Genomic DNA, 15,240 nt, shown 5'->3' with positions numbered 1-15,240 from the left:
CAGGTGATGTATCAATTTCAATAGGTTCATACAGTTCGGCTAAAGGAACAAATGCGGTCGCTCTGGGCGGATCTTCCTTAACAGATACTGGGGCTGCCGCCTCCGCTGACAATAGCGTTGCATTGGGCATTGGCTCATCCGTCACAGCCGGTTCTGGCGCTGGGAGCGTTGCCTTGGGTTCCAGTTCAAAGGCAACGGGCTTGACCCTGTCCACCGCGGCTTATGGCGTCGGCGGCACGGCGACGGCGGGCGGTGAAGTGAACATCGCCAACGGCGCGAACGGTCGTCGTATTACCGGTCTTGCCGCCGGTGCCAATGCGACGGATGCCGTTAACGTCAGTCAACTGAATAAAATGGGACAGGATACGGCGACCGCTCTGGGCGGGGGAGCGGCGCTTAATGCGACCACCGGGATATGGACGGCGCCCAGCTATTCCACCAACAGCATCAACGCTGTCGGCACCAGCACCGGTCCGTTGGTCAGCACCAACGTCGGCGCGGCACTGACCAACCTTAATACCAGCCTGACCAACACCGCTGCCGTGGCGGTGAAATACGACGACCCCACTACCAAAACCCAAGTGACCTTCAACCCGGCAGGAACTTCGGTCAAGTTGACCAATGTCGCGGCAGGAGCCTTGAACGGCACCAGCACCGATGCGGTGAACGGTTCGCAATTGTTCGCGACCAACCAAACCGTCAACAACATTAGCAATGGCGCTGGCATCAAATACTTCCACACCAACTCGACCCTGGCCGACAGTGCCGCTACCGGTACCGACAGCGTTGCAATGGGGCCGTTAGCTGTTTCCGGCGGGACCAATAGCGTGGCTATAGGTAAGAGTGCAACGACCAGCTCGGCCTCGTCCGTGGCAATCGGTGATAGCGCGCTGGCCCAGGGTGGCAAAGCCGTGTCGATCGGTGCCGGAAACACTGCGACGGGGAACGGTGCAGTGGCAATCGGGGATCCGAACGTCGCAACGGGCACAGGCGCCGTCGCTATGGGTGCCGATAACACTGCGAACGGCCAAGGGGCTGTCGCGCTGGGTAATACCAGTACGGCCACTGGGCAAGGTTCTGTGGCACTGGGAAATGCCAGCAATGCGGCTGCAGCAGGCGCCGTGGCGCTGGGCGATACTGCAGTGGCTAACAATACCAACGATGTGGCGTTAGGTTCGAAGTCAACGACAGCTGCACCGCATACCGGCACTACGGCGCAATTTGGTGCTACTGCAGCGGGCGTGCAAGCAGCAGCTTCGAGCAATGGTGTGGTGTCGGTGGGGGCGGCAGGTACTGAGCGCCAGATCCAGAACGTTGCGGCAGGCGTGATTTCTGCCACCAGCACCGATGCCATTAACGGCTCTCAGCTGAATTCGGTCGTCACCGGCGTCAACAACCAGGGCACCACAACAGCCAGCACGCTGGGCGGTGGCGCGGCCTACAGTCCGGCGACGGGCAATATCACCGGCTTTAGCCAACCGATCAATAGTATCAGCGCTACCGGTGCAGTGGCTGGACCTACAGCGCAGACCACAGTTGCCGCTGCCTTGACGGCGCTCAACACCAATGTGAATAACACGGCCAATGTCGCAGTCAAATACGATGCCAGCGGCGGCACCAAGATCACTTTGGGTGCGACTGGCGGCGCCGGTGCAGGTGCTCCGGTGACGATCACCAACCTGGCACCGGCGACATTGAATGCCACCAGCACGGATGCGGTGAACGGGTCGCAGCTGTTTGCCACCAACACCACCGTCAATAACATCGCTACCGGTGCTGGCATCAAGTACTTCCACACCAACTCGACCTTGGCTGACAGCACCGCCACCGGTACCGACAGCGTTGCAGTGGGACCTACCGCCAGCGCCACCGCCACCAACGCCATGGCCTTGGGCAACGGCGCGACGGCGGGCACGGCTAACTCCGTCGCTTTGGGCAGCGGCGCGACGACTGCCGCCGCTACCGCCACGGCCAGTGGGGTGATCAATGGCACCACCTACACCTATGCGGGTGCAGCGCCTATCGGCGTGTTGAGCCTGGGCAGTGCGGGCAACGAACGCCAACTGAGCAACGTCGCCGCAGGTAAGGTGACGGCCACCAGCACCGATGCAGTGAACGGCAGTCAGTTGTTCTCCACCAATACCGCCGTGAACAGTTTGGGCACTACGGTGAATAACATCACTACCGGTGCTGGCATCAAGTACTTCCACACCAACTCGACCTTGGCCGACGGTACTGCCACCGGTACCGACAGCGTTGCAGTGGGACCTACCGCCAGCGCCACCGCCACCAACGCTGTAGCTCTGGGCAATGGCGCTACAGCAGGGTCGGCAAACTCCGTGGCCCTAGGCAGCGGCTCTTCCGCCACTGGCACGACGCTGGGAACCGCTGCCTATGGCGTCGGCGGCACTGCCACGACTGGCGGGGAAGTTAACGTGGCTAATGGCGCCAACGGTCGGCGCATCACCGGCCTTGCCGCGGGTGCCTTGGCCACCGATGCGGTCAACGTCAGTCAGTTGAACAAGGCAGGTCAGGACACGGCCACCGCTTTGGGCGGCGGTGCAGCACTTGATCCTACGACCGGCACCTGGACCGCACCGAGCTATAGCACTAACAGCATCAATACCAGCGGCACCAACACTGGCGCACTGACCAGCAACAACGTCGGCGCAGCCCTGGGCAACCTCAACACCGGGTTGACCAACACCGCAGCGGTTGCTGTGAAATACGACAATGCGGCCACAAAAACTCAAATCACCTTCAACCCAAGTGGGGCGGCGACAACGCTGACCAACGTCGCACCGGGTGCGTTGAACGCCACCAGCAGTGATGCGGTGAACGGGTCGCAGCTGTTTGCCACCAACACCACGGTCAACAACATCAACAACGGCGCGGGTATCAAATATTTCCACGCCAACTCGACCTTGGCCGACAGCAGCGCCACCGGTACCGATAGCGTCGCAGTGGGACCTACCGCCAGTTCCACTGCTACTAACGCTGTAGCCCTGGGCAACGGCGCGACGGCAAGCACGGCTAACTCTGTGGCCCTGGGCAGCGGCTCTTCCGCCACTGGCACGACGCTGGGCACCGCTGCCTATGGCGTCGGCGGCACTGCCACGACTGGCGGGGAAGTTAACGTGGCCAATGGCGCCAACGGTCGGCGCATCACCGGCCTTGCCGCAGGTGCCTCGGCCACCGATGCGGTCAACGTCAGTCAGTTGAATAACGCCAGCCAGGATACGGCGGCAGCCTTGGGCGGCGGCGCTGCGGTCAACGCGACAACCGGTACGTGGACGGCTCCCAGCTATTCCACCAACAGCATCAACGCAACCGGTGCCAACACCGGGCCTTTGCTCAGTAACAACGTTGGCGCAGCACTCACCAACCTCAACACCAGCCTGACCAACACAGCCGCCGTGGCTGTGAAATATGACGATGCTGCGACCAAAACCCAGGTGACCTTCAACCCCGCAGGCACTGCGGTGAAGTTGGCCAACGTTGCGGCCGGCGCCTTGAACGCCACCAGCACCGATGCGGTAAATGGCTCGCAGCTGTTCGCAACCAATCAGACCGTCGACAACCTCGTCAACAACGGCACCGGCATCAAGTATTTCCACAGTAACTCCATCCTCGCCGACAGCAGCGCAACCGGCCAGGACAGCGTAGCCATCGGCCCGCTCGCCAGCGCAACCCTTGCCAATGGTGTGGCGCTGGGTGCCAATTCGTCCGCCACGGGTACGACGTTGGCCAATGCCGCTTATGGTGTCGGCGGTGCAGCGACGGCGGGCGGCGAAGTCAACATCGCCAACGGCACCAATGGCCGTCGCATTACCGGCGTGGCGGCAGGCAGTTCTGCGACCGACGCTGTCAACGTCAGTCAGCTGAATAAAGCAGGGCAGGACACCGCGACGGCCTTGGGCGGCGGCGCGACGCTTGATGCGACTACGGGCGTATGGACCGCGCCGAGCTATTCCACCAACAGCATCAGCGCAACCGGTGCCAACACCGGGCCGCTGGTCAGCAACAACGTCGGCGCAGCACTCACCAACCTCAATACCAGCCTGACCAATACCGCCGCCGTGGCGGTGAAATACGACGATGCCACAACCAAAACTCAGGTGACCTTCAACCCCGCAGGCACGGCAGTGAAATTGACCAACGTTGCGGCCGGCACCTTGAACGCCACCAGCACCGATGCAGTGAATGGTTCGCAGCTGTTCGCGACCAATCAGACCGTCGACAACCTCGTCAACAATGGCACCGGCATCAAGTATTTCCACAGCAATTCGACCCTCGCCGACAGCAGCGCCACCGGGCAGGACAGCGTGGCGATGGGTCCGGCTGCCGTGTCCACCGGTGTCAACAGCGTTGCCCTGGGCAATGGCGCCACGGCCAGCATCGCCAACAGCATTGCTTTGGGTTCGGGGTCATCTGCCACCGGCGCAACACTGGCTAACGCGGCTTATGGTGTGGGTGGCGCGGCAACCGGTGGCGAAGTGAACATCGCCAATGGCGCGGATAGCCGTCGCATTACTGGCCTGGCCGCGGGCAGCTCGGCCACAGATGCTGTCAACGTCAGCCAACTGAATAGTGCAGGCCAGGACACGGCGACCGCTTTGGGTGGCGGTGCGACGCTTGATGCGACTACAGGCGTATGGACCGCGCCGAGCTATTCCACCAACAGCATCAGCGCAACCGGTGCCAACACCGGGCCTTTGGTCAGCAACAATGTTGGCGCAGCACTTACCAATCTCAACACCAGCGTGACCAATACCGCGGCGGTGGCCGTGAAATACGATGATGCCACAACCAAAACCCAGGTGACCTTCAACCCCGCAGGCACGGCGGTGAAATTGACCAACGTTGCGGCCGGCACCTTGAACGCCACCAGCACCGATGCAGTGAATGGTTCGCAGCTGTTCGCGACCAATCAGACCGTCGACAACCTCGTCAACAACGGCACGGGCATCAAGTATTTCCACAGCAACTCCACACTGGCCGACTCGCAAGCCAGCGGTCTGGACAGTATCGCGATCGGGCCACAGTCGATTGCCGCAGGTGCAAATTCATTCGCGGTCGGTTCGGGGGCCCAAGCGACGGCGGATGGTAGCCTCGCGCTGGGACGTCTGAGCCAGGCTCAGGTGGCGGGCGGTATCGCGCTCGGCGAAGGTTCGGTCGCCGACCGTGTCCTGGCACCCACCACCGGTTCTATCGCGGCGGGAAGCGGGACGATCATCTACGACACTTCGGATGCCACCTTGCTGGGCTCGGTGTCGGTGGGCAAGGCCGGCAGCTACCGGCAGATCACCAACGTGGCCGATGCCACCGACGCTCACGACGCCGTGACCTTGCGTCAATTGACCGGGGCGATGGGCTCGTTGAGTTCTACCGGCACGCTGTATTTCCACGCCAACTCGACCAACCCGACGGACTCGCTCGCCAGCGGTAGCGAGTCGATCGCGGTAGGCCCGGGCACCGTGGTCAACGGTGACAACGGCATTGGCCTGGGTAATCAGGCCTCTGTCAGTCAGGCTGCCACCGGTGGTATCGCCATTGGTCGCAATTCCCAAGTGTTGTTGGCGTCCGGCATCGCCCTGGGCAGCGCCGCCCAGGCAGCGGCCGAGCAATCGGTGGCACTGGGCGCCGGCGCCAATGCCAGCTACGCCATGAGCGTAGCGCTCGGTTCAAGCTCGCTGACCACGGTCGGTGCCGAAACAGACTACAGCGCCTATCGATTAGCCGCACCGCAGACGTCAGTCGGCGAGATCGGCATCGGTACGGCGCTGGGCAGTCGCAAGCTGACCGGGCTGGCGGCCGGCACGCAGGACACCGACGCGGTCAACGTGGCGCAACTGAAAGTGCTTGGCACACAGGTTGATCAGAACACCTCGGACATTACTAACCTCGACGGTCGGGTAGGGGGCCTTGAAACACTGATCGGGGCGGGCGGTGGCATCAAGTATCTGCACGTCAACTCGGTAAGGGCCGACTCCGCCGCCACCGGTACAGATGCCATGGCGCTGGGGCCCCAGGCCCAGGCTTCGGGCAATGGCTCGGTGGCGATGGGCAGCGGCGCCACGGCGACTGCCAATGGCAGCGTGGCAATCGGCAGCGACGCCAGCGATGCCGGTCGAGGTGCCGAAACCTACAGCGGCAAGTATTCGGGAGCGAACAACGTGACCTCGGGCACCGTTTCGGTGGGCAATGCAACCACCGGCGCCACCCGGACGATCAGCAACGTGGCCGACGGCAACAACGCCACTGATGCGGTCAACGTGCGCCAACTCGACGGTGCGGTGGCCGAAGCCAAGCAATACACGGACGATTCGATTGCCAATCTGGGCGCAGAAGCGGGTCAGCAGGGGGCTCGCATCACCGCCGTCGAAGGCGATGTCACCAACCTCAAGAACGGTACCGACGGCATGTTCCAGGTGAACAACAGCAGTGCCGCAACCAAGCCGAAAGCCACGGGTACCGATGCGATCGCGGGCGGGGCAGGGGCGCAGGCCTCGGGCAACAACAGCGCGGCGGTCGGTACGCGGTCTCAGGCCTCCGGGGAAAACTCGGTGGCGCTGGGTAACGGGGCCGAGGCTTCGGCCAGGAATGCCACGGCACTGGGGGCCAATTCGGTGGCGGACCGGGACAACAGTGTCTCGGTCGGCAGTGCCGGCAATGAGCGGCAGCTGACCAACCTTGCGGCGGGTACTCACGGTACGGATGCGGTGAACCTCGACCAGTTGGACCGAAGCGTGGCGGATATCACCACGAATGCCAATGCTTACACCGACCAGCGCTACATGGAGTTGAAAAAAGACCTCAAGGACCAGGACGAAACGCTCAGTGCGGGGATCGCCGGCGCGATGGCTATGTCCAGTCTGCCGCAGTCGTACGTGCCGGGGGGCAGCATGACGACGGCCGCAACGGCCATCTATCGCGGCCAATCGTCGTTGGCCGTCGGTGTGTCGCACATGTCAGCCAACGGCCGTTGGGTGACCAAGTTACAGGGCAGTACCGACAGCCAGCGCAATGTCGGGTTGGCGGTGGGCGTCGGTTATCAGTGGTGACCCGTTGGCAAGTCTTGCGCAGCCCTTTATCAACCTTTTTCAGGCAAAAAAATATGAATATAAAATCCATTTCCGTCGCCATCCTGATCCTGTTGGCGGCCTGGGCCGGTTACGAAAAATTCCTGACAGACCAGCCTGCGCAGACCCCGCGTAAGTGGCTGCGTATCCCTGCATTACCTGTAATCCAGGACGCGATTGTGCAAATGTCGCCCAGGTTCAACGAGGCGAGCAAAGCCCCGATGATGGAGCAGCTCTGTGCATTGGCACGCGGCGAAGTGAAACCGGAACAGGTCAACGCCTTTCTCAAACAGCAGGGGATTGACGCGCAGACTGTGCCTCGACAAGGCAGCCCATTTTCGTTGCTGGTCAATGGTGACCAGCCGGGTCAGGCCACCGCCTGTGCCGCCTACCTGGCGACGAGCGTGCTGTCGGCAGTCGACGTGGCCGAATTCATGCGCCCCGTCGTTGCACCGGCTGCCAACGGTCAGCCAGAGAAATCGTCGTTGCAGATTGATAACGCGCTGCTGACGTCGGCGCTGTCGATCAAGTTGGCCTTGGCAAGGGCCAACGCCGATGTCTTCGCGCTGATCGCCGTTGAGCTGCAGCACAAGCCGGGGCTGACGCTCACGCAATATCGTGAAGAGGCAGGGCAGTTGTTTGCCCGCCTGGCCCCGACTTATCTGCAGCGCATCAAGGAGCAACTGCCGCCTGCGAACACGCAGTACACGCTGCTGCAAATGGATGACAGCCGCTTCCTGTTCAGGAGTTCTGTCGGCAGCGTTTTCGAGTTCGGTCGCAATGGTCTGGTGCTCCGTCAGGGCGGTATCCTGTGGTACGGCAAAGGGCGGTTGATGGGACAGGAGTACCCGCTGCAAGTGGAATACTTTCCCGCGGCGGTCAAACCATTGTTGGCGTCCGCGGTGTCGCCACTGACCACCCTGATACCGTGAATGCGTGATGACACGCACTATTGCGACAGGGGAGGGAAGGGTTCTTTGAATTCGGCGCTATCTAGGTTGTACCGGGAGCCAGCCCAGCCGCTGAAAGGCAGCAGCGTGTTGTTTTCATTACTCGTCAATTCAGTGCCCACGCAGGCCGATTGGCGTTTGCCTGGGTTGGAGTCCTGCGCTTCTACACAGGCAGCCTGGCTCGGGTAGCAGTGAACGCTGTAAGACGGCGCATCCTGGCCGTTAGGGGCGTGCTGCTGATAGCAGAAACCATAGTTGTTGGCCCACTCGTCGAATCCGGCGGCTACAGCAACAGATGGCAGCCAGACTTCGACGCTGCGGGGTAAGCGGGACAGACGCTTGTTCAGAGGCATGACATCCCAGCTTCCGGCTGGCTGAAAGGCCACTGTTGCAAGTGATTCGGCACAGGCCCTGGCATCTTCAAGATGGTAAATAACCGTTGGCTTGCTATAAGGCGCAGGGCCGCTGCGCCCCTGACGGCGAGCGCTATCCAGCACGTCCTCGATGGGGGGGACCGAGGCACCGACGGTTCGCCAAAGCGAGCGCAAGGTGCGCACATTGTCGCGTCCTGCAGGGCCATAGATCTGTGTGTAGAGGGTGATTCCCTTGCAGACGGGGTCCGCAGGTTTCTCGGGAATAGGGGCCTCGGAGGCCGATAACTCTATTTCGTCCGCTGGAACTGACTCGGGTTGAGGGGCAGGCGCCGCTGCAACCGAGGGCACTGACGTTGACGTGTCTGATTCTGGAGGCGGTACTTCTGCCGGTTCGGCCTCAGGCGCTGCCAGCGCCGTTGGTTCTGGCTCTGCAGTTGCGGCTGAAGCTGGTACTTCGCTCTCTGGCACTGCTGCTACTTCAGGCTGGGGCATCGCCACTGCCGTTGGTACTGATTCCACCGCTTTGGTTTGCGTGACTGTCTCTGCCGCGGGCTTTGGTGATTCTGGCTTTGCCAGTGCGGCTGCCTTGGATCTGGAGGCGGCGGCAACGGCTAATGCCGCTCGCTGTTGTTCCTGCCGTTTAGATTGGGGTGCTACGGTCGCCACCGCCAGTTGCTGGCTAGAGACAACACTGTCGGTTGATTGGCAATAGCTGCTATTGGCCCGCGCAGCTAGACGCGGTGAGCCGGTGGGATCGTGTCGAGCCCAGTAGCCAAAATTCTGGCTGACCGCGGACGTGGGCGCTGGCTTTTTAGGGCACTCGAATGTATCCAGGAGCGTCTTGCATACTGCCAGTTTGTGACTCAATGGTTGGCAGAGGCTGTAGGTCGTACGCAGCATGTCGAGGGTTTCGTTGTTGTCCAGGACCAGGGTTTCCTGCTTATTGGCGCGTACGGTTCTCCATGTGGTCATCAACTGAGCGGCCATGCGCCCCACATATTCGTCAGCAGTTTTGCTGTTCGGATCGAGCGACAACATGGCGTAAGTGTCATACAGCGGTCGTAATGACTGGACATCGATCCTGGAGGCTGTGCCGCTGTCGGCACTGACATTCTGCAGAGCAAGCCAGAACGCGGAAGCCGCCGAGGCAATAGCACTTATACCCAGGCCGGCAGCAGCAGCTGATTTCACGCCGATGCGACCCGGCCTGCGTTGCGCACTGGGTGGTGTCTCATCGTCCTGTGGCGATGTTGCTGTCTCATCGTTCGGTGCCGAGGGCGTTACTGCCCCGCATCCGCTCTGGATCATTTCCGTCAGCGACAGCAACGTTTTCTCGTTCAATTCCTTGCCAAGGTGACATCCAAGGGAGAAGTAGCTCTCCCACTGTGCTTCGTCAAAGAATTGATCGGCAGTGGTTTCCTGGGGAAAGGCGGGGTAGTCGCGACTGTAGTTGTAGATGTCTTCCGACAGGCCAGTCGTCAGGTTTGGCTTGACCAGTACCAGCACGCCGGGGACGTCGTCGCCGGGATAATCCACTCGAGCAAGCGCCAGGCAAGCCGGGTGAGTCGGGGACGCCAGGTCATCGAGGGAGCCGAAAAGTTCGACAGGTTGATGGGCTGGTTTGACGAAACGGATTTCGACGTTGAGGTCGATGCGAGCACGCCGAATGAGGTTTTCCAGATCCTGGAATTGATAGTCAGGGTCCGATCCGCAGTCCGCCAGCATGATCAACTTGCAGCGCGCCGCCAGCAGCGGGAAGGCTGCCGTGTTCTCGGAATGCCCCCCGTCGCTGAGATACTGGATGCGGCTGTCACTTCCTGAGAACCGGGCCAAAAGCTCTGACAACAGGTAAGTGTATTTGGGCAACCAACGGCTATACCAAGGCTGCGATTGCTCTTTATCGGCGGTGTTCCACCAGTAGCCCAGGCGTACTCCCAGTGTCGTCAACAGGGTAGCCAGACCTGGGCGGGTGGCCGACCCGAGCCCAGGCGCCGCCGCAGCCCCCGAGATGGCCATCCAGGCACCCAGCGTCGCGCGCGCATCGGCTTTCAGCGCATGCCAGGCCTTGCCCGAGACCTGGTAAAGTCCAGGGCCGACAAGTGACATCAACTCGCCTTGCCTGTCGAGATTGTGCAGCCCATGACGCTGGTAGGTCTGGTTGATGCACACATTGATAATGTGAACGGGGCCTCCCGTGGCGTGCGGCGTGTACTGGTTCAGCTGCACGTCGTCCGCAGCATGTACCTGGGTAACCTTGGAGTCATGTTCTCGTTTCGGGTTCGCGGCTCCCAGGTAGGCGCGGGTGAGCCTGGCACGATAGAAGTTATGCAGCGATGAGCGATTCAGAAAGTCGAGATTGCGCCCCGAGATCAAAATCCACGCGAGCGAAATGCTGGCAAGAATCCCGACAGCATAAGCTGCGCCGACGAAGTCAACCTGTTCCATGTTGGCATCCCAAACACGGTGGGTCGTTAGTGCATGAACGACGCTGGTCCAGAAGGTCGCCATGACCAAAAGCCCGAACTTGCCCGCCAGATCCAATAGCATAGGAAGGCGCTGGCGGATGAGCTCACTCACCGAGCGCCCACCTTGTTGAACCAGCGGGAGCAGGGTACGCAACGCGGCCAGGATGGCAGTCAGTCCACCCGCCAGCCAGAAAAGTTGATAGGGCTTCTTGGCTATGTGCCAGGCGATCCAGTCGATTGCACCGAGCAGCACGATGGCCGCCCCAATCCACAGAGCAATGGCCAACTGATCCGTCACCCTGTGCCAAGCAGAATCCGTTTGCGCAGTTGTACGGTTTGCAGCAGGCAGGTACCAGTACCAGGTCGCCGCTCCAGCAGCCCACAGCACCGGGATCGGCAGGGCCAGCCAAAGCGTCGGCCAGGGTGAGACAGCGTTCCACACTTGGAGTGGACTGGTATCGGTAGGGAAGGCCAGAGAGTGACTGATGTAGAGGTCCAGCAACCACCAGGCCAGCAGGTCGACACCCGCCAGGGCACAGCCCAGCAGCAACCCTAGACACCCCAGTTCAAGGTGAACGCCCGCCAGGTTTCGAAGAAAGGTAACGATAACGAACAACAAATCGCGGCTACCGCGAGGAGTAAGGTAACGGCTGTTGGCACGTAACCACTTGCGGTGGTGGGAAGCGCTGTCTTCCTCGCCGAGTTGATTCTGCAATTGCTCCGCGGATGCCGTCGTCTGTGCCATTCGGCCGACCATGGAGCCAATGTAACCGCCACCCGAGACCGTAGACATCAGGTCGAAGCGCCAGAAGACCTTCGCCTTGGCCAGGGCGGAGATCAGGCCATAGCAGAACGTAGCACTACGAATTCCGCCCCCTGAGAGCGCAAGCCCCCAACGCTCTGGCTGGCACTTAGCGCCGGACGATTGCTGTATATGATCTCGGCGTTCTCGAATCAGGGCTTCGAGCGAAGGGACTTCTTTTGAAGTATCAGGGGTATCGACCGGTTCCATCCGAATTCTCCACAAGAGAGCGATGTTCGCGGACGGACTCCATATGCCGCGTCTTCAAAGTAGCCGACCCTGAATGATCCTGCCAGAACCTGCGCAAGCCAGGATTGGGAATTCAGAGCAAGTGATGCAGGATAGGCTTCCCGGAAGAAGCCGTTTTGCTCGTACTGCGATTGAGTCTGTCAGGCTTCAACGGTATGTTTGGCGCGAGATTTGCTAGCGCTAGGATGGCTTTTTGATATCGTCATGTTATTGTTATAAATACTGTTTACGCACAACCTCTCGCTAACGAAATCTTCTCATAAGGACTTGCAGATGCTGAAAGCCAAAAAAATGCTTGATGATATAAATTTTGGGCTTTCCACCCTGCAGAGTTTTATAGCGACCTACACAAAGCTTAATTTCTCAGATACCAATATTGCTGCTGAAGACTTAGTGGCTGATATGCTGAATGCGATTTTTGGCTGGAGCTTGGTGAATGCCAATAAAATCAAACCGAATCATGAGTGCATAGATTTGTTTGATCCTGACAGTGGGGTTGGAGTTCAGGTTACCTCAAAGAAAGGTGCGGCAAAAATAAACGAAACGCTTGCCTGCATCACCTGCCATGATTTGAATTTAACGCGACTGATAGTTTTCACTCTATCCCCCAGGCAGAAAAGTTACGCCATAAAGCCCAGCGCACTGGATTTCAATCATAAAAATGATGTGATTGATTTTTGTAGAATTGTAATTGAAGCGAAGCACGCTTCTTTCGAGGTATTATCTGATCTGCATTCGAAAATCAAAAGAAGCATGCCTTTTTTGACTGACGCTTTCAGTAGTGCCTTGGATGCGGAGATTTTGAATGGCTATGTAACGTTTGGTGAGGAGGGTGAGGGTGCAAGTCCTCTTCGACAGGAAGTCATTCAATTAGTGAGGGATAAAAAAACAGATCTCGCCAAGAAGAAATTGGATGAGTGTGCGCAGTTTGTACTTAAAGAGGCAGGTGGTAAGCTCTATAGCTTGGCGAACCTTTACACGCTCGTCGACCCACTGAAGGCTGAATTATTTTATCAAAAAGCCGCCGTTTTGCAGCCTGAAGGTGTGGCGTCAGCCAACCTTCACGGTCTAAACCTGATGAAGCTGGGTCAGTTGGACGAGGCCGAAAGGACGTTTAAATTATGCTTGGATTCTCCTGGTCTGACGCAAGTCCAGCGTGAGCATTTAAACGGTAATCTCGGCATTCTTGCTAAGAAAAGATCGCGTTATCCCGAAGCTGTTGAGTATTTTAGAACAGCCCTGAAGTTGACAGGCGAATCAGACACAGAAGGCTTCGCGAACCACTATAACAATCTAGGCAGTTGCTACAATCATCTCGAAAAATACGGTCGCGCAGGGAGGTGCTTAAAAGTTGCTCGCGCGTTCATTGATAAGGCGATCGAGTTTGAGGATGATCTTGATGAGCGGAAACGCTTGATGGTTAAGAAAAGTAATTTGCTGACAAATACAGCTATCCAGTTGCGATATTTGGCAGTGAAGCGTCGTGAGCCGAAGCTATTGGATGAGGCTAAATCACTTCTTTTTGATGCCATATCCATCGCTGAAATGAGTCAAGAAAAGACCGAGCTGACCCGTCACTATGGAAATTTGTCAAATGTGTATAAGGACATGGGAAAGTATGATCTTGCCGAGAAATATTTGACCAGGTCCTATAACGCTGCGATCGGTAACGACGACCATTTAGGGGAGTTGACGAACCTTGTAAACCTTGGGCATCTGATGATTAAGACGTCTGAGCTGGGGAAAGCGGAAAAATACTTGGATGAGGCGCTGGTAAAAGAAGGTAACAGGTATCCTAAATTAAGAGCGGAGGTATTTGGTTATTTCGCCATGCTTTATAAAGCCCAAGGTCATCTTTTGCTGTCGAAGGAGAATTTCGACCTGGCAGCCGGAATCTATCAGGATCTTGAGCTACCAGATCGTTTGAGAAGTCTGGTGGATGAATTGAATGAGATTCTTTTTGAGCCCGCAAACGCAGAGCCGGCAGATCTTCATCAAAATTGAAAGGCCGATTCAATGGCGTCTGGGCGCGACCTTGCAGGATTGGCACTCTGCGCGATTGAACTGCCGACGCTTGGAACGACTCGCTATACCTGAAAGTCTACCTGTATCTACACATCGGTAAGGTACAGCGCAATGGATAAGACAATCACCGTCGATCAACTGGCTACCACCGACCTTGGATCAATCAATGAGATATGGTTGGGCGGGACGCATAACCAGCTATGCCTATGGCGTGGCGAACACGTCTTCACGCACGAAATGATGAGCGAGGGCACCCACGATCAGAATGTCCGACGTCTTTGCGTGCAAGTGGTCAACCCTGACGATCAGGCTGCAGTGGCCAACGTTGAGTTGATGGTGCGCGAACGGTTGGAAAAGATGGGGAAGGAGGGCGAGTTTTATCCGGCTGAGGAGGCGGACACTCATCGATAGCCGCTCGGCGGCAGACCTTCGTTGATGATCCTGGAACGCTTAGGATTACTCACTCAATTCAGTAGCAACATGGAGCAGGCCACGGTTTATGGATATCGCATTTCGCGGCAATGGCATGCGTGACAACCCTTCTATAGGTACATGCGATGAGTACGGCGTGAGCGGGATTACCCGCTTTGACGATCTGACCGAAGCCCGTCGCAAGATTGCTGAGTCGCACCCAGGTTTTAAACCTTTGTTCTCGCTCGACGATCTGCACCAAGCTCGCTACACCTCGGGGCATGCGCGCAATAATTCAGGGATGGACGATGCATCGGAGCAGGACATAGCGAGTTTGCCTCCAGAGTGCTTCGAAAATGGTGAGTACATAGGCTATCCGACTACGAAATCGGAGTTTGCAATCTGTCTTCGCAACTTCATGAACCTGGTTGCAGCCACGTCTTTCGAAGATGCTTGCGCGCATGGTTTGACGCTGGATGAGCGGGCCATGCAGGAGTGGATCGGTTATCAGAACAACCCTGTCTCTCTTCTGGATCAGCCCCTTTCAGCCCTCCTGGTGCCCGTTCAGCATTCTTGCCAGGCACTCGCGGCTTTTCCGAATGGCTATTTCAGTTCCGACCTGGATCCTGCGAAAAACTTTGCAGTTGCGCGTCACTTTTCAGAAGCATATGGCTATGAGTTGATGGGCGTAGGCGCCTCTTACATCGGCTTCATTCGTGCAGAGCCGTCTGATAGATGCCTCGCTAACGCAGTAGCCCGAGATTTCTGTGCGCTCTACAACACCGGCGATGAAGACCTGCAAGTACGCATTTCTGAAGTCGCACAGGCAATCTCCGGTCGGACGCATCTTTGGCTGCGTTACGTGGAATGAGCTTGTGACGA

General features: G+C 58.4%; 6 protein-coding genes. 5 read left to right on the top strand and 1 reads right to left on the bottom strand.

Features of this window, described 5'->3' with window-relative positions; genetic code table 11:
* Window positions 1-200: 200 nt before the first annotated feature.
* Together HX783_RS30145 and HX783_RS24670 are read left to right on the top strand one after the other, a co-directional pair.
* On the top strand, window positions 201-7,064 hold the full coding sequence (locus HX783_RS30145) for a YadA-like family protein (RefSeq protein WP_305729341.1): 6,864 nt from the start codon (window positions 201-203) through the stop codon (window positions 7,062-7,064).
* Window positions 7,061-8,014 (top strand): hypothetical protein, encoded by a 954-nt coding sequence (locus HX783_RS24670; RefSeq protein ID WP_177018583.1) that lies wholly within the window; start codon window positions 7,061-7,063, stop codon window positions 8,012-8,014. The genes HX783_RS30145 and HX783_RS24670 overlap by 4 nt, the downstream gene beginning before the upstream one ends.
* A gap of 17 nt (window positions 8,015-8,031) precedes the next feature.
* Here HX783_RS24670 and HX783_RS30045 read toward each other — a convergent pair whose 3' ends face one another.
* On the bottom strand, window positions 8,032-11,883 hold the full coding sequence (locus tag HX783_RS30045; protein WP_177018540.1) for a hypothetical protein: 3,852 nt from the start codon (window positions 11,881-11,883) through the stop codon (window positions 8,032-8,034).
* A gap of 312 nt (window positions 11,884-12,195) precedes the next feature.
* Between HX783_RS30045 and HX783_RS24660 the strand changes: the two genes are divergently transcribed.
* The 3 genes from HX783_RS24660 (at window position 12,196) to HX783_RS24650 (ending at window position 15,229) form a co-directional block, all read left to right on the top strand.
* Window positions 12,196-13,926, top strand: coding sequence for an SMEK domain-containing protein (locus tag HX783_RS24660; protein ID WP_177018582.1), 1,731 nt, complete (start codon window positions 12,196-12,198; stop codon window positions 13,924-13,926).
* Window positions 13,927-14,058: 132 nt separating this feature from the next.
* Window positions 14,059-14,358: a hypothetical protein gene (locus HX783_RS24655; RefSeq protein WP_177018581.1), complete on the top strand. Its 300-nt coding sequence runs from the start codon at window positions 14,059-14,061 to the stop codon at window positions 14,356-14,358.
* 88 nt (window positions 14,359-14,446) lie between these two features.
* Window positions 14,447-15,229, top strand: a complete 783-nt coding sequence (locus HX783_RS24650; protein WP_256347284.1) for a DUF4253 domain-containing protein — start codon at window positions 14,447-14,449, stop codon at window positions 15,227-15,229.
* Window positions 15,230-15,240 lie beyond the last annotated feature (11 nt).

The sequence above is a fragment of the Pseudomonas sp. D2002 genome (assembly GCF_013385735.1).
Classification (GTDB): domain Bacteria; phylum Pseudomonadota; class Gammaproteobacteria; order Pseudomonadales; family Pseudomonadaceae; genus Aquipseudomonas.
This window is presented reverse-complemented; position numbering and strand designations above follow the sequence as displayed.

Coding starts and splice junctions, on each gene's coding strand:
- HX783_RS30045 (WP_177018540.1), bottom strand. CDS start 11,883: ATGGAACCGGTCGATACCCCTGATACTTCAAAAGAAGTCCCTTCGCTC.
- HX783_RS24655 (WP_177018581.1), top strand. CDS start 14,059: ATGGATAAGACAATCACCGTCGATCAACTGGCTACCACCGACCTTGGA.
- HX783_RS24650 (WP_256347284.1), top strand. CDS start 14,447: ATGGATATCGCATTTCGCGGCAATGGCATGCGTGACAACCCTTCTATA.
- HX783_RS24660 (WP_177018582.1), top strand. CDS start 12,196: ATGCTGAAAGCCAAAAAAATGCTTGATGATATAAATTTTGGGCTTTCC.